Origin of the sequence: Psychrobacter okhotskensis, assembly GCF_965638355.1 — a bacterium.
In the GTDB taxonomy this organism is placed as follows: Bacteria; Pseudomonadota; Gammaproteobacteria; order Pseudomonadales; family Moraxellaceae; genus Psychrobacter; species Psychrobacter okhotskensis.
In genome coordinates this window covers 1,589,804-1,607,702 of sequence record NZ_OZ281822.1, presented here as the reverse complement: position 1 = coordinate 1,607,702, position 17,899 = coordinate 1,589,804, and the positions used below count along the sequence as shown (strand labels likewise).

The window sequence follows — 17,899 nt, the reverse complement described above, 5'->3', positions numbered from 1 at the left end:
AATAGCTACTAAGCCAATGCTTACTTTAAACCAGACACTAACAGAGAAAACCAAAGCAAATCTTGCTAGAATGACTACTTTCTACTAAATATCCTAAAGCTCAACTATGTCCATACCTGCTGATACCAAGTTTATGCCTACCAAACCTCTCACTATACTGCATACTTCTGACTGGCATTTGGGACGCAGGCTTTATGGCCGCATGCGTTATGAGGAATTTGAAGCCTTTTTAAGTTGGCTACAAGACACCATTAGCGCGCAGCAAGTAGATGTATTAATCGTCGCAGGCGATATCTTCGATACCATGACCCCAAGTAATCGCGCCCAAGCACTCTATTATGAGTTTTTAGGTAGGGTCTCAAAATCATGCTGCCAACATATCGTCATCGTCGCGGGCAATCATGATTCCCCTACTTTTTTGGACGCCCCAAGTAATGTGCTTAAATTCTTAAACGTGCATGTCATCGGTACTGCTTGTGAAGATTTACACGATGAAATCCTTGTTTTAGATGATGCAGATGGTACACCGCATTGCATCATCGTCGCTGTCCCTTATTTGCGTGATAGAGATGTCCGCAGTAGCAGCGCTGGCGAGTCCGCAGATAGCAAAGACGCCAATGTCATAAACGGCATTCGTGCCCACTACGATGAAGTCGCTAGGATTGCTAAAGCCAAGCAAGCCGAATTAGCCGAAGCAAACCAACGGCACATTCCTATCATAGCCACAGGGCATTTATTTGCGGCTGGTGGTCAGACTACGGATGACGATGGTGTGCGTGAGCTTTATGTCGGCTCACTCGGCAAGATTTCTGCTGATATGTTCGATGAAGGCTTTGATTATGTGGCACTTGGGCATTTGCACGTACCGCAGCGCGTCGGCGGCTGTGAGCATATCCGCTATTCAGGCTCGCCTATTGCGATGGGCTTTGGTGAGGCCAAGCAACAAAAGCAAGTATTGCTGGTACAGTTTGGCGCAGTAGAAAATGATTTTAGCAATCAAAAAGCAGCGTCAAATAGTACATCTGAAAGCAATATGCCTAAGCTTACTAATACAGTGACTAAGATTGAACAATCGGTAGAAAAAGCCGCTAAAAAAGTAGCAAGTCGGTCAACTGGTTTTATAGATGACTTGTTTGACTTTGATGACTCAGTAGAAAGTGATGTAAAGGAAGAAAGCACGGTTGAAGAAGGTTTAACTCAAACAGGTGCTAAGTTAGCATATCAACTGCTGCATGATGATGAGTCACGTCAGATGCAAGTGGTTTCCCTACCCATTCCAAAATTCCAAAAATTGGCGCAAATCTCAGGTGATCTGGAGTCTATTAATAAGACTATCGATAAAACCATTCAAGCTCTTGATGCAACAGAATCTGTTTGGCTTGAAATTATTTATACGGGTGATGAGGTGGTCAGCGAGTTGCGTGAGCATATTCAGGCGATGGTAGATGGTTTGCCGTGTGAAGTATTAAAAATTAAAAACACGCGCACCTATAATAAAGTTTTGAACCAACAGCAAATCTCTGAGACCCTACAAGATTTAAATGAGGAAGAAGTATTTGAGCGCTGCTTAATTGCTCACAATATTCCTGATGAGCAAAAATCATCCTTACGTGACGCCTATGATCAAATCGTTTATAACCTGCGTCATGAAGATACTCAGGCCGAATAATAGCAGCGCATTTTGGATGCCAGCCAACAACTTCTTCACTTTTCATCACTGTTCTCTTTATAACTGTTCTATATAAAAATAAGACCTACCCATGCGACTGATTGAACTACGACTTAAAAATTTGAACTCCCTAAAAGGCGAATGGCACATTGATTTTAGTGATCCGGCTTTTCTGAATGAAGGGATTTTTGCCATTACTGGGCAGACGGGCGCTGGCAAGACCACCATCTTGGATGCGATTTGCTTAGCACTATATAGTCAAACGCCAAGATTGGGTGATATTACCGGCTCAACGAACGAAATCATGACCCAAGGTACGGGGGAATGCTCGGCAGAAGTTATCATCGAGATAGATTCCAAACGCTATCAATGCTACTGGTACCAGCATCGCGCCCACAAAAAAGCCAAGGGCAACTTATTACCGATTAAGCATGAGATTAGTGAGGTCAAAACCAGCAAGATTTTAGAAGAGAAAAAATCTAAGACTTCCGCCTACATTCAAGACCTCATCGGCATGGATTTTAATCAATTTACCCGCTCTATCATGCTAGCACAGGGCAGTTTTGCCGCGTTTTTAAAGTCTGATATCGGCGATAGAGCCGCCATTTTAGAGAAAATAACGGGCACTGCTATCTATGCCAAAATATCGTTAAACGTCCATGAAAAGAAACGCTTTGAAGAAGAAGTGCTTGGTAAGCTACAAGCGGGCGTTAATAGTTTATCATTATTAAATCTTGAAGATGAAAAGCTACTGGTAGCAGAGCTACAGACCCTTAATCAACAGCAAAGCACACAGCGACAAACTTTCAAAACCCTGAGCGAGCAGCTGCAGTGGCTGGATAATGTACAGCAGCTACAACAAAATCTATCGACCTATCAGGCCGAATTTGCAGCGGCACAGCAGGCTCAGCAAGCCTTTACTCCAGAAGCGCAGCGCCTAGATATTGCTAATAAAGCCTTGGAGATTGATAGTCAATTTCGAGAGCTTAGCTATAGCCGAGAGTCGGTCAAGAGGTTGGGTTTCGAGCAGCAAGATTTGCTTAATAAGATTCCAACACAGCAAGCAGCGCTGGCACAAGCCACGACCCATTTAAACAATATCAATACCATTGAAAAGCAAGCCACGGACAATCTGCAGACCACCTTACCTATCATTGCAAAAACGCGCGAGTTGGATGCTGAAATAAAACAGCAATCCCATTCTTTGGAAGATGACAATCAACGTAAAGACGTCTTAGTCAATAATACGCAACGATTACGCCAAGAAATAGCCAGCCACAAACAAACAGAACAAGAGACCAAAGCTCAGCTTAGCAGTATAGAAAAATATTTTAGCGATTATGAAGAGCTAAACGATCTCGATACAGATATGGCGACCTTTGATAGCAGCTGTCGCCGATTAGTGGTGCTGCTGGAAGATAATGTCAGCTTAGCGGCGGATAAACTTGCGCATGACAACCAATCAAGCAAGCTACAAGCTCATTTCGATAAGCTCTCTAAGCAGCAAGATGCTGATAAGTTGTTAATAACTGAGCAACGCGAGCAATTGGTCAGCGTACAACAGCAGCAAGCAATACTCATCGAAAAACAGTCGCTTGCGAGTATGCGCTTCGAGCAAGAGCAAGTGGATCAGATCAACAATCATATTGCGCAAGCCAGCTTTAAATTACAGCAGATGTCTGAACTTGCTCGCCAAATCAAAAAGACTAACCTCTCGCTACCTACGCTAAACGAGGAATTAACGACCTTAGAAGAACTCATTGCTAGTCGTCAGTCAGATATTCAAGATGCTAAGCTCAAGAGGCAAGAAAAGCAAGAACATCTGAATTTACTACAAAAGGTCGCTAAGCTTGAAGACTACATAGCAGAGCTAGAAGATGGGTCGCCCTGCCCGTTATGCGGCGCGCATGAGCATCCTTATGGTAAGCATCATCCGTTATTAGACAGTAATAATATCGATGACAATGCCAAGCAAAACCAGTCGTCCACAATAAAACAGACTAAGACGCAACAAACTCAGCAGCAAATAGCTGAACTAGAAACCATTATTGATAACCTTGAGCAGGCTTTATCAACATACAATATCGAATATGCTACAAAGAAAGAAACGCTTAACAACCAGCAACAACAGCTAGCCCCACTACAGCAGAAATCCGAAATATTATATGGCGATATTCAGTCTTACCTATCTTCACTATTTGAGACTAAGAACGATTACTCTGAAGCAATCGCAGCAATTATCAATCCTCTTACTCAGATAAACGATGATATTAATGCGACCATCACGAATATAGATCATAGCTTATCCTTATTAGACACCGCCAAACATGATCTGACTGAACATAAACAGTCTCTTAAAATTATAGTGGTCGAATATGACAACTTAACTGAGAGTGCGGCAAAGCTCAGTACTGCCATCGAAACCGACGAAAAACAGCAACAAACAGTTAGTCACGATATTAATAATCTAACAACTGACATCAAGCTTAACTCACAAAAGATTGATGGGATAAAAGATAAGATTGCCGCTAATTTCTCGGAGTTGGCACCCCTGATGACCACCGTTTCATCTCTAACGCATAAATACCCAGCGGATAAATATAAAGAACACTTAAACTCAACTATAGCGCTCAATGCGGCAGACTTATCTAATGCACTTAAGCAATTGGGTAATAGTTTTGATGAGCAAACGGTAATAGACAGCGCAGATTATGACCGTCATATTGAAAAACTGCGTCAACAGCGCAGCGCTTTAAACCAGTTAAAACGACAATTTAATGAGCAGAAAAACCGCCAGCAGCAGCTAACCAATAGCTTAAGCAGTTTGACCGCGCAGATTGAAACCAAGCAAGCACAGCTTAGCAATGATGAAGCAGCGCTCAAAGAGTTAGAGAACTTAGTTGCTCATAAAACCAATGCTATCGAACAATTAAAGCAAGATAGAAAAGAGATTTTTGCAGATAAAAATACAGACAATGAAGAAAATCAATTACGCCGTGCGGTTGATGAGGCTAAAGCCAAGCAAGTAGTAGCACAAAGGCAGCTAGACACTGTACAGCAGACTCTAGAGCAATTAACAGCTAGAGAACAACAGCTAGACACAGAGCTACAGGCGGCGATGTCTATACTGAATACGCAGCAAAGCGGATTTACTAACTTGCTCGCAGAATCACAGTTCGTAGATGAAGCTGCTTTTGTGAGTGCCCGCCTGCCTAAAGAAGAGCGTGAGTCACTACAGACACGTAAATTAGCGATTGATAATGCATTGCATCAAGCTAAATTACAGTTGGATAGCACCCAGCAAGCGTTAGAGCAAAAACTTGCCAATCCTATGACGGATGAGGACCGAGAAATACTTGCTGGCCAGCACCATCAAATACAAATAGATATTGATGAGTTAAGTCAAAAAATCGGTGCGATTGACCAAAAACTTAAGGATAACGACAGTCAAAAAGGCCAACAAGCGGCACAGCTCATTGCTATCAATGAGCAAAAACAAAAACTACAAGTTTGGCAACAGCTACATACGCTCATTGGTTCCGCTGATGGCAAGAAATACCGTACCTTTGCCCAAGGCTTAACGTTTGAGGTCATGATTAGCCATGCCAATACTCAGCTACAAAAAATGAGTGACCGTTATTTGCTCATTCATGATGACAGCAATCCCCTTGAGCTTAATGTCATCGATAACTATCAAGGCGGCGATATTCGCAGTACCAAAAATCTCTCCGGCGGTGAAGGCTTTATTATCAGCTTAGCGCTGGCGCTCGGACTATCACAAATGGCCAGTCACAACATCCGCGTCGACTCGCTATTTTTGGACGAAGGTTTTGGCACGCTTGATGAAGAGTCGCTTGATATTGCGCTCGACACCTTAACCAGCTTGCAGCAAGAAGGTAAACTTATTGGCATTATCTCGCACGTACAGGCGTTAAAAGATCGTATCCTAACCCAAATTAAGGTCGAAAAACTCTCTGGCGGCTTTAGCCAAATCAGCGGTCAAGGCTGTCGCCGAGTTACCAATGTTACCGACGAAAAAGCCTCGTAAATTAAGACAGCAGTTAAGGCAGTTAATAAAAATTATGACAATAAGGCAATAAAAAACCACCGTCAATTAATAACGGTGGTTTTTTTGAAAAGACGTTTATCTTGTTATTTATTTCATGACTCTTTACTTAGTCACTTGCTCACTTTCACTCATTTAGTCACTAGGCCGCTCAGCTCACTCATAAGGACAGAGAGCGTTGACAAGCTAATAGCACTTTCATCATTGCTATCGAGCTTATGCATCTCCGTCGTTACCCCTTCAAGATGGTCTTTATGACGCGCTTTCCATTCGCTAAATGCCTGCTGTGCATCTGGCTTGGACAATATGGCGTCCATTAACAGACGCAGACTACGTGACAGCTCATTCACTAAGGCATGACGGGCACGGCGATCCCAATAGTCTTGCTGTGGTAAGTTGGCGATATTATCCATCATCCAATCTAGCTGCAAGACATGGTAGGCCTCGAAGTATAAGGTCGCAATCTCATCGACAGGACGCTCATATTGCTCGGCAAGGCGCGCTGCATCTAACGCATCAACATGATAAGGCAGCATAGCAAACAAGGTAGCATCCGTATCGGATAGCTCTTTTTCCACCAAGCTATGGGTGTCTGCCTCTAAGTACTCGGAAAATTGCTGCTCAATAAAACCGCCTGATTTGGTTAGTTTCTCAACACTTTCACTAAAGCGGCTAATCATATCTGCCACTTGCAAGTTTTGCCCAAAGGCATTGATGAACCACACCACACCGCGCTCGAGAGCATCACGTAGACGCAGCTCGAGGTTCAATAACAGCGTCGCATCGACTTTATTATCTAACGACTCAAGCGTGTTCCAAGCTTTTGCCACATTGAAGACATCACGGCTAATCGCATAACCACGAATAATAGTCGCTAGAGACTGATCGGTTTCTTCATAGAGACGGAACAGTGCCTCGATACCCAAACGGTTGACCACACTATTGGTCAGATAGGTACTGATAATCTCACGATGCAGACGATGTTCAGTCATCTCATCAAAGAAACGCGTAGCCAGCTCGTCTGGGAAGTACTTACGCAGCTCATTGATAAAGTATGGATCATCTGGCAAGTCCGATAGCAACAAGTTGTCATAAACCCACATTTTGCCATAGGCCATGACCACCGCCAGTTCAGGATTGGTCAGACCGGTATCCGCTTTTTGACGTTTGGCGATCTCTTCGTCTGCTGGCAAGTATTCAATGGCACGATCAAGACGACCTTCGCTTTCTAGCATTTGGATAAAACGCTGGTGATCGCTTAGGTTAGCAGCGGCGCGGATATGGCTAAGCTCAATTGCTTGTGGTTGTAGATAGTTTTGGCGCAACACCAGCTCTGCAACAGTATCGGTCATACTTTCTAGCAGCTCGTTACGCTGCTTCAGGGTCATGTCACCTTGCTCAACGACTTTGCCGAGTAAGATTTTGATATTGACTTCATGATCTGAGCAGTTCACGCCGCCTGAGTTATCGATGGCATCGGTATAAATACGTCCGCCCGTCTGTGCGTATTCAATACGCCCTTGCTGGGTAAAGCCCAAGTTCCCCCCTTCACCGACGACGGCTGTACGCAGCTCGTTACCATTGACGCGGACTGCATCATTGGCACGGTCACCGACATCAGCATGGCTTTCATTTTCGCTTTTCACGTAAGTACCGATACCACCGTTCCAGATGAGATCCACTGGCGACTTCATTAGTGCACTAATAAGCTCATTAGGGGCCAAGTTGTCTTCGCTAATATCAAAAATCTCTTTCATCTCAGCGCTAATAGCGATGCTTTTGTCCGTGCGTGAGAAAACCCCACCACCTTGACTAATGAGCGACTTTTCGTAATCGTCCCACGTCGAGCGCGGCGTTTCATACAAGCGTTCCCGCTCGGCATAAGACGCAGCAGTATCTGGATTGGGATCAATAAAGATATGTAGATGGTTAAAGGCCGCGACCAGCTTGGTATGGGTAGATCTCAACATGCCATTACCAAATACATCACCGCTCATGTCACCGATACCGACCACGGTAAAGTCATCACGGTTTTGAATATCCATACCGCGCATACGGAAGTGACGTTTGACTGACTCCCAACCACCGCGGGCTGTGATACCCATGGCCTTATGGTCATAACCGACCGAGCCACCGGAGGCAAAGGCGTCATCAAGCCAAAAGTTGTATTCGGCAGCTAAGGCATTGGCTATATCGGAGAAGCTTGCCGTGCCTTTATCAGCGGCAACGACCAAATACGGGTCGTCTTCGTCATGACGCACGGTATCGGCTGGCGGGACAATTTTTCCATCAACGATATTGTCAGTGATATCGAGCATACCGCGTAGGAATGTCTGATAACAAGCAATCCCTTCAGCTTGGAACGCTTCGCGACCATCTGCCATCGACTTGGTCTTAACGATAAAGCCGCCTTTTGAGCCAACCGGTACGATAACTGCGTTTTTGACCATTTGCGCTTTGACCAGACCCAGTACTTCAGTACGGAAATCTTCCATACGATCTGACCAACGCAAGCCACCACGGGCAACTTTACCACCGCGTAGATGCACGGCTTCAACGCGTGGTGAATAGACAAATATCTCAAACATCGGCTTCGGTTTTGGCAAGTTTGGAATATCTGCAGCTAAGAACTTAAACGACAGACGGTCTTTACGTGCGCCTTCACTATCCGTTTGATAGAAGTTGGTACGCACCATGGCATTGATTAGGTCTAAATACCAACGCAAGATACGATCTTCATCCAAGCTATCAACGTCTATCAAGGCGGCGGTGATTTGCTCTTGAATTTTCGTAGTTTTTTCTGTGCGCGCCTCTTCACTATACTTAGGATTCATACGTGCATCGAACAAGCTGCTTAGTGCCACGCTAATGTCGTTGTTTTTTACCACCGTTTGCTGAATATAAGCACTAGAGAATGGCGCGCGTGCTTGCATCATATAGCGGGACAAGGCACGGAGTACGACCACATCATAAGTGTCTAGTTTGGTGATTAATACCAGCTCGTTAAAGGAATCACTCTCAACGCGTCCCGCCCAAATCTGCTTGAGACTGTCTTCAAATTGATTACGCACCACTTGCATATCAACCGTATCGACATGCTCCAAGGTCAGTTCATACTCTTGCATCCAGATAGGCAGCTCAGGTAAGTCAAACTCATAGGTTTGCGCAGAAATCACTGAAACACCAAAGTTCTCTAATATTGGCAAGACTTTGGACAAAATAACGGGTTGCTCACGTCCATACAGCTTAAGATGCAGCTGATTGCTTGCGTCACCGGTTGACTGATATAGGTGCCAAATCATTGGCTGCTCATCGGTCAATCCTGATAAGCGTTTAACATCTTCGACAGCCGTACGGGTATCAAAGTGCTCTTGGTAAGCGGCAGGTATGTAGTTGAAGAAACGACGATTAAGTGCATTGGCTTGTTGCTCACCGACATTGTCGAGTAACATTTTTTGATAGTGGTCGCCCCATGATTGCATGAGTGCCGACAGCTTTTCTTCTAAAGCGGCTGTATTCACATCATTAACTTGACCGGGCACAGTACGTACGTGGACATGCACACGGGCGTGGGCAGATTCATTAAATTCAGTGGTAAAGCCAGATGACGTGCCACCATACGCGTCTTTCAAGACATTTTGCACTTTGATGCGCAGTTCAGTGTTGAATTTATCGCGGGGAATATAGACCAAGCAAGAAACAAAACGCTGATAATGGTCGATACGACTGAATAAGCGCAGGCTCTTTTTGTCTTGTAATTGACTGATACCAGAGACAATCGGATAAAGCTCTTCGACGCTGGCTTGAAACAAATCATCACGCGGTAAAGTATTAATGACGTGCATCATCTTATGATGTGCATGACCATCACGCGGTAAGTCTGCCATTGCCATGATTTTATTGGCTTTTTCACGCAGTAATGGTATCTGTTGGACAGTAAGTTGATAGGCTTGCGACGTCAGTAAACCAATAAATCGATATTCACCGACCAGTTTGCCATTGTCATCAAACTTATGAATACCTAAGAAGTCCATATATACAGAACGATGTATAGGTGAGACACGGCTCGATTTGGATAACATCAATACTCGCGGCTCGGTCAACAGCTGCTTTAACACTTTTGGCAATTGGCTAAAGCTTTCTGACAAAGTGTCTTCTGCGGCACCGCGTAGCAAACCAAGACCGCTATTGCCAATGGCAAATAAATCCAAATCTGCGTTCTTAGAATTGGTAGCGTCGCTGTTGACATCCATCATGCTATCGCCTTCTAAGCGATATTCACGGTAGCCTAAGAAGATAAAATGATCGTCCAATATCCAATCTAAGAACGCTTGAATCTCTTGCTGCGAATAGAATACTTCTGGCAATGGTTTTTTTGACAGCTCCGACTGGATGTCCGTTAGCTTCTCGCGCATTTGTTTCCAGTCACCAACGACGGTATCGAGCGTATCCACTTTTGCCAACAACAGTTGCTGTAATGCGGCCAACTCTTCGTTGTCTTGATAGGCAATTTCACAATGAATCATAGATAAGTGCGACGTCGCGCTTTCATGAGCACCTTCAATATGAGCAATGTTGCCGTCATCATCGCGTTCAACACTGATAATAATGTTATAAGTGCGATGCACGTCGATACCTTGAGCCTCAAGACTCATCAAAATAGTATCTACTAAAAATGGTCTGTCGTACGCCACTATTTGTATGACCGTGTGCGAGCTGTGGAAATGCTGCTCTTCTGCTTTTGGGTTCAAAATAGCGAGTTGCGGTTGTTTACCATCATAAGACTTGAGTAGCGTAAAATGATGGAGCGCCATGCCTGCTAAGTCAGTATTGCTGATAGCCTCTGCCGTCTCTTGATGCAGGGGCTGATAATAACTATGAATAAAATGATCAAATAGTGATTTGTCATTTTGTACATAATTGGTGGCAATATCGCTTATCTGGCTGATGCGCTCTTTTGCGATACTTAGGGAGTTTGGCATGTCCTTTGTCCTTTTTATAGGTTTAGTATTTCAAGTGTTTTTCTTTTCAAGTGCTTTTCTTTGTTAGCACTTAGTTGGTTTCTACTTATTAATCAGTATTAATTATTAGCAAGGTCTGAATGTAATGAATCACCAATATCAGATAGCAGTACATCCATTAACGAGCTTCTAAACATCCATTAACGAGCTTCTAATAAACCACATCGTTCTCTTTGGCATCCTCTGTTGTTTTTTATTGCCTAATGTTTATAAGAGCAAACGGCTGGCTAGATTTAATACCATTAATATATTGAAGTGTAACGCACCTAGGCGCATAGCTAAAGCGTACAACATCATTTCATGAATCAGCAACATGCCGATAACCTTTGCTAATGAGACAACACACCTTAATTATTGATGAATAACGGCTGGCAGGTGGATACTCATGGCAATCAAGGCACTTTTTTTGTTAGAATACGGCTATCTCTCAGAGTGTATGACTAACTCATTATTAACTTTAATGCTAAGGGCAAGACGTATGATGAATATTTTGGTGATTGGCTCAGGTGGTCGTGAACACGCGCTAGCATGGCAATGTGCAAAAGATAACAACGTCCAACACGTCTACGTCGCCCCAGGTAATGCTGGTACTGCCCTTGAACCCAAATGCCAAAACGTTGTTCTCGAGTCTACAGGTAGCGGAACTGATGAACACAATGCTGTCATTGAGTTTTGCCAAAACAACGCCATCGATATGGTCATCGTTGGACCAGAAGCCCCATTGGTGACGGGTATCATCGATGCCTGCCGTGCTGCTGGTATTAAGGCGTGGGGCCCAACGGCATATTGTGCGCAGTTAGAAGGCTCAAAAACCTTTGCCAAAGAATTTATGGCACAGAACAATATTCCGACGGCAGCTTATCAAGGGTTCACAGATACTGACGCTGCCAAAGCTTATATTGATGAGCAAGGCGCGCCCATTGTTATTAAAGCGGATGGTCTGGCTGCTGGTAAAGGCGTCATCGTCGCGGAGACTATCGAACAAGCATATGAAGCAATCGATGATATGCTGGCCGACAATAAGTTTGGCGATGCAGGCAGCCGTGTGGTGATCGAGCAGTTCTTGCAAGGTGAAGAAGCCAGCTTTATCTGTATGATTGATGGTGACAATATATTACCGATGGCGACTAGCCAAGATCATAAACGTGCTTTTGAAGGCGATACAGGTCCCAACACTGGCGGCATGGGTGCTTACTCTCCTGCGCCAGTTGTCACCCAAGATGTCCACGACAAGGTCATGGCACAAGTTATTCAACCAGTGGTCGATGCGATGAATGAGGCCGGTCATCCTTATACTGGATTTTTATATGCAGGACTCATGATTAATGACGCAGGTGACCCTTATGTCATCGAATTCAACTGCCGCTTCGGTGATCCAGAGACACAGCCAATTTTGATGCGCTTGCAATCGTCGATGGTAGATTTGGTCGCTCAAGGGCTGGCAGGCCAGTTACCAAGCGATGCTCAATGGGATGCGCGCCCTGCCCTTGGTATCGTTGTTGCCTCAAAAGGCTATCCTGAAACTTCTTCGAAAGGTGATGTGATTGCTGGCTTGCCTGAGCTGGATGCTAACAATAATAGCGCAGTTAAGGTCTTTCACGCAGGCACGGCATTTTCGGATGATAACAATGCTGATGCGGACAACGTTAATGCAGAAATCATTACCAACGGCGGGCGAGTATTATGTGTGACGGCGTTAGCAGATAGTATTGCAGACGCTCAGCAAGCAGCACTGGCAGTGACAGGTGCGATTAGTTTTGATGGGGCACAGTATCGCCGCGATATTGGTCATCATGCCATTGCCCGCGAACAGGCGTAATTCATCATCAGCTATTTAGCAATATTGGATAATTCACTTATCTGGTACGTTTAAACCATCGTTGACGTTATGTATTGTATTGAGTGCTATGTTCTCTAAGTGAGTTATGATTCGACCTAGTACTATACTAGGTCGAATTTTTTGCTACCTTATTAGGGCGTATCATCATTTAGATTAATACGTTAGCTTACAAACTAACTGCTAGCGGTCGGCTAAGGCTTATAAACCCCTGCCCCTTTATATGATACAATTTTGTACCCGTTTGTACCTGCGCGTCGCATCTCTCTTGTATTGTCGGTTTCAAACCCGCACATCAATACCAACCGGATGAATGATTATATTTATGGCAAATGATACGTCTAAACCTTCTAATAATAAGCAATCAATTGACAATCTAAAAACCTCAGGGTTTGAACGTCGAATGTCGATTGCCAAAACTTCTCTAAACATTGGTCGTCGTTGGGCAGGTAACAGCGTGTCTGGTATGTTTTTGAATAAAGAAGCGCGCACGGCACGTAACCAAGCTTTTATGGAAGCGCAGGCAAATTATGTCGCAGAAGAGCTGGGCAAACTAAAAGGCTCCGTGGTCAAAATCGGTCAGATGCTGGCTATTTACGGTGAGCATGTATTGCCACCTGAGATAACGCGCGCACTACAAACACTCAATGACGATACCGCTACCCTGTCATGGCCAACCATCGAGCAGACCTTGCGTCAATTATTAGGCGATAGACTCAGCGAGCTCGACGTCGATACTATTCCGATCGGTACGGCTTCTCTCGCCCAAGTTCATCGCGCCACGGTATTAGCCACTGGTGAGCAAGTGGTGTTAAAAATTCAGTATCCAGGGGTAGCAGATGCCATCAATTCTGATCTTGCCTTGTTTAAGCGTTTGCTAAAAGTCAGTAATATTGTCCCGCAAACGCGCTCGCTCGATGCATGGTTTGAAGAGATACGCGACCTACTTCATCATGAAGTCGATTATGAGGCAGAAGCTGCAACTACTGAGCGTTTTTATGAGCGGCTGATAGATGATCCGCGCTATGCTGTGCCCAAAATTAATCGCGCTTACTCAAGCAAACGCCTATTGTGTATGTCTTACGAGCCCGGCATTAGCGTCGTCTCGGAAGCACTGCAGCTTTTACCGCACGAACGTCGCAATGCCATTGGTCAGTCGGCAATAGAGATCATGATGCAAGAGATTTTTGTTTGGGGCGAGATGCAAACAGACCCAAATTTTGGTAATTATCTCGTTCGTGTCAGCGACAATGACCACGAGGTCGATAAGTTAGTATTATTGGATTTTGGGGCGATTCGTCAGTTTGATAATACTCTTTTGACAATTGCTCATGGCTTACTAAAAGCTGGCTACCGTCACGACCATCAGGCAATGATGCAAGCCATGACTGGTTATGATTTTTTTGACACGATGAGTGAAAAAGTTTGTTCCGATATCGCCTCTTTGTTCCTCTTGGCAACTGAGCCTTTTAGCGATCCAGCGACCAATCCTGATATTCCTACTGAGTGTTTGGATGAACAAAATCGTTATATCTGGGCAAATAGTAAACTACACTCACGCCTTTCCTCTGCTGCGACGCGCGCTATGCAGTCTTTTGAATTTAATCTGCCGCCAAAAGAATTTATGTTCATTAGCCGTAAGTTTATCGGCGCCTATACCCTTCTAACGGTTTTAGATGCTTATACGGATTCTAATAAACTTGTGAAGCCTTATCTGTAATATGAAATGAGTGTAATTTTTGAACTGCCTTTTAGGGGCAGTTTTTTGTTTTGCAATTTTACTTGCTTAGGCTATTTCATATGTAACAACTGTCTTATTTATACGGAAGCTAATCCTTATTAGGTTTATTTTTTGCTTAGGCTATTTTTTAATGTCCATTTCGCTAACTTGCTAATCATCAAACCTTGTTTTATAGCCTTTTGGCTTATGCATAGTCAACTCCCAACATGTTTCTCCACGCGCTAAGTACTTTACCTCAAAGTGGGTACGCTCGCTGTCTATCGGCACATGATAACGCTTGTTTGGTAAGCACCATACCGTGCAAGCTTGTTGCTCTGCAGTATCCATATACGCTTCGATATTCGTCGCTAATACTACCTCTCCTCCTACTTGTAGTCGCGATAATAAAAACTCAAAAAACGGCATATTCAGCCATTGCTGGTTGGGATTGTGCTGCTCTGGGTTAGGGTATAATATAAAAATTTTGGCGATACTACTGGCCGCGACGGCATGTACGATCCAGGCGATGGCATCCGCATGAATGGCGTTTAAGTTGGATAAATTCTGCTGTGTTGCAATCTTAGCAAAGGCTTCAAACTTATTACGGGTACGCTCAATGGCAATCAGTTGCTTATCAGGATTTTGTGTGGCAAAACTGAGCGCGTGCTTGCCCTTCCCGGCACCAATCTCTAACAATAAAGGGGCGTTGTCTTGGTTTTCGCTGATTATCTTTGGAACAATAAAGTCGCGCGGCGCTGACAGCTTTTGTGGTTGAAAGGCACGATTTTTCTGATGGGAAAGCGTTGCTTGTTGCGTCATAGTAGGATTTCGTCCTGTAAGCGATAGTCTTTAGTAGGCTATCAATTTGATTATTAAACTATTACTGATTTAGTTGTAATGTCTATTTTATAAAAACTCTGTTAAGCACTACAGCATATGCTTTAGGTGTATTCTTTATTCGCTTTGTTTAGGCTGGTTTGACATAGAAAGCTATTTGCCTTTTGTCATTCTTTAGCCTCATGCTATTATACCGACTCCCATTCGCTGAGCATACTTTTCCTACTACCTATGAGGATGACCTCACTTATTATGACTGATACTGCCAACACTGTGCCCAAAACTTACCCTTGTCCATGCTGCGGCACTCAGACCGCATGGCAAGACAATAAATATAAGCCTTTTTGTAGTGACCGCTGCAAGCTTATTGACTTAGGTGCTTGGGCCAACGAAGAGTACACCCTACCGGCCGAGTCGACTCCATTTTCGGATGAGCTATAATCAATCCGTCTAATCACTTTATAACGTTATCACCGCAAGGATATTTTGTATGTCAGCTACTTACCTGATGCCCACTTATAATCGTCAGCCGATCAGCTTTACTCGTGGTTCAGGCAGCTGGCTGTATACCAAAGATAATACGCCTTACTTAGATGCCCTGACGGGTATCGCTGTTTGTGGCTTGGGGCATTGCTACCCTCAAATCACCGATGCCATTCAACAACAAGCTGCTACTTTGGTGCATACGAGCAATTTATTCGGTATCGATTGGCAAGAGCGTGCTGGCGAAGTACTGTGTACGGCAGCTCAGATGGACAACGTGTTTTTTGCCAATAGTGGTGCTGAAGCAAATGAAGCTGCGTTAAAACTGGCGCGTTTATACGCTCATCAGCAAGGGTTTAAACGTCCAAAAGTCATCGTTATGGAGCAATCATTCCACGGTCGCACCTTATTGTCATTATCAGCAACAGCCAATCCAAAAGCGCGCGAAGGCTTTTATACCTTAGACGATGACTTTATCCGTGTCCCCTTTGGCAATATCGCAGCGATCAAGCAAGCCGCGCAAGAACATGATGATATTTGCGCTATCTTTGTAGAGCCTATTCAAGGCGAAGGCGGTCTCAATACTGCTCCCAATGGCTTTACTTATCTAGAAGAGCTGCAAGCAGAGTGTGATGCTCATAACTGGCTATTCATGCTAGATGAAGTACAAACTGGCAATGGCCGCACTGGCAAATATTTTGCGTATCAGCATAGCAGCGCGCGTCCTGATGTTTTGACGACAGCGAAAGGCTTAGGCAATGGCTTTCCAGTCGGTGCTTGTATGGTACGTGGCCGCGCCAACGGTTTGTTCGGTGCTGGTAGCCATGGCTCTACTTACGGTGGCACGCCCTTAGCCAGTCGTGTGGTGCACAGCGTCTACGAGGTATTGGCAAATAGCGATATTATGGATAATGCAGTGACGGAAGGTCAGTTCATTCGCGAATGCTTGGTCAATAGCTTAGGACAACATGGTGTCACCAGTCGCGGTGCTGGGATGATGATCGGTATTGCCTTACCTGAAGACATGGACTGTAGTCAGCTGGTCGATCGAGCCCGTGATGAGCAAAAGCTGATTATCAATGTGACTGGTGGTCATGTGGTGCGCTTACTACCACCGCTTAACATGAGCCGTGATGAAAGCACGCAAGTGGCTGATCGTTTGATTGAGCTATTAAAGGTGTTGTTTTAATTTATTGATTTAATCAAACGCTAACACTAAAAAAGCCTATAGATAGTAGCTATCTATAGGCTTTTTGCTTTTTAACGCTTTAAAATACTTTCAAGTAAAGATCATTAAATGCTCGACTTAATTAGCATGAAAGTATTTTTTCAATACTTCTAAACAACGCGTAATTTTTGCAGGTTGCTGATCGCGGTTCAAAGTAACGGCATAGAGCACAAAACTCGGCAGCTGATAACCGGTCAAGACTTCCACCAATTCACCACTTTCGAGCTCTTTTTTAATATCCATTTCCATCATTCTAACCAAACCGTGCCCTTCTTTGGCTAAAGTCGTGGCCATAAAGACATTGTTGGTATAAATGCGCGAATTCATTTTTATACGTGATTTTTTACCTGTTTCGGTCTGAATCATATCAACCTGATTGGCGTCCTTCATGATTTCAATACAAATCAGCTGATGCTCGGCCAAATCTTTAGGCGTTTTCAATTTTACATGTTGGCGCAGATACTGTGGTGAGGCGACAAGCATTTGGCGTACATCCGTCAATGGATGACTGCTCAAATTAGAATCATTAATCGTTGGACTCATACGAATCGCAATATCGATACGCTCATCAATCATATCAATATAATGATTGTCTGCTAAGTAAGTAATACTTAGGTCATCATGTGCCGCCATCCAAGTCGACAAGGCCGGTAAAATATGGTTGACCCCAAGCTCGGGTGTCGTGGCCACACGTAAGCTACCAGCGAGCTCATCACGTAACTGATTGACCTTGATTCTACCTTGTTCGGCCGCGCTAACCACGTCTTTTGCCGCTTCATAAAAGCTCTCACCCGCTTCCGTTAAGCTGAGCTTACGAGTAGAGCGATGCAATAGCACCACGCCAAGCTCATTTTCTAACGAACGAATTTGTTGACTGACTGCACTGGTTGTGATGCCAAGCTCTCGAGCTGAACCACTAAAAGAGCCGTGTCCGACCACACTGGCGAACACGGCCATACCGCGTAAATTATCTAACATATACTCACCTAAGCCACTTTTCAGTTTTTAATATAACTTAACCATTATAAAGTATTTTAT

At 44.2% G+C, this 17,899-nt stretch carries 9 protein-coding genes; 6 read left to right on the top strand and 3 right to left on the bottom strand.

Annotation, left to right across the window (positions count from 1 at the left end):
* Window positions 1-133: 133 nt before the first annotated feature.
* The gene (locus ACSUPM_RS06815) at window positions 134-1,669 is read left to right on the top strand and encodes an exonuclease SbcCD subunit D C-terminal domain-containing protein (protein WP_436880321.1); all 1,536 of its coding nucleotides are present in this window, start codon (window positions 134-136) and stop codon (window positions 1,667-1,669) included.
* Window positions 1,670-1,760: 91 nt separating this feature from the next.
* Entirely contained in the window at window positions 1,761-5,717 is a 3,957-nt protein-coding gene (locus tag ACSUPM_RS06810) for an AAA family ATPase (protein ID WP_436880298.1), read from the top strand.
* A gap of 149 nt (window positions 5,718-5,866) precedes the next feature.
* Here the strand turns inward: ACSUPM_RS06810 and ACSUPM_RS06805 are convergent, their stop codons facing one another.
* Window positions 5,867-10,717 (bottom strand): NAD-glutamate dehydrogenase, encoded by a 4,851-nt coding sequence (locus ACSUPM_RS06805; RefSeq protein WP_436880297.1) that lies wholly within the window; start codon window positions 10,715-10,717, stop codon window positions 5,867-5,869.
* A 520-nt stretch (window positions 10,718-11,237) separates the two neighbouring features.
* Here ACSUPM_RS06805 and purD point away from each other — a divergent pair.
* Together purD and ACSUPM_RS06795 are read left to right on the top strand one after the other, a co-directional pair.
* A complete protein-coding gene (gene purD, locus ACSUPM_RS06800; protein WP_436880320.1) occupies window positions 11,238-12,575 on the top strand; it encodes a phosphoribosylamine--glycine ligase in 1,338 nt (445 codons plus the stop codon).
* 343 nt (window positions 12,576-12,918) lie between these two features.
* On the top strand, window positions 12,919-14,313 hold the full coding sequence (locus tag ACSUPM_RS06795; RefSeq protein WP_173240278.1) for an ABC1 kinase family protein: 1,395 nt from the start codon (window positions 12,919-12,921) through the stop codon (window positions 14,311-14,313).
* A gap of 171 nt (window positions 14,314-14,484) precedes the next feature.
* Here ACSUPM_RS06795 and ACSUPM_RS06790 read toward each other — a convergent pair whose 3' ends face one another.
* Window positions 14,485-15,132, bottom strand: coding sequence for a DUF938 domain-containing protein (locus ACSUPM_RS06790; RefSeq protein ID WP_037025194.1), 648 nt, complete (start codon window positions 15,130-15,132; stop codon window positions 14,485-14,487).
* 270 nt (window positions 15,133-15,402) lie between these two features.
* Between ACSUPM_RS06790 and ACSUPM_RS06785 the strand changes: the two genes are divergently transcribed.
* Both ACSUPM_RS06785 and ACSUPM_RS06780 read left to right on the top strand, forming a co-directional pair.
* Window positions 15,403-15,591: a DNA gyrase inhibitor YacG gene (locus tag ACSUPM_RS06785; RefSeq protein ID WP_101211590.1), complete on the top strand. Its 189-nt coding sequence runs from the start codon at window positions 15,403-15,405 to the stop codon at window positions 15,589-15,591.
* Between the two features lie 49 nt (window positions 15,592-15,640).
* The gene (locus tag ACSUPM_RS06780; RefSeq protein ID WP_436880296.1) at window positions 15,641-16,822 is read left to right on the top strand and encodes an aspartate aminotransferase family protein; all 1,182 of its coding nucleotides are present in this window, start codon (window positions 15,641-15,643) and stop codon (window positions 16,820-16,822) included.
* Between the two features lie 117 nt (window positions 16,823-16,939).
* Here ACSUPM_RS06780 and ACSUPM_RS06775 read toward each other — a convergent pair whose 3' ends face one another.
* Window positions 16,940-17,839, bottom strand: coding sequence for a LysR family transcriptional regulator (locus ACSUPM_RS06775; protein ID WP_025650795.1), 900 nt, complete (start codon window positions 17,837-17,839; stop codon window positions 16,940-16,942).
* Window positions 17,840-17,899 lie beyond the last annotated feature (60 nt).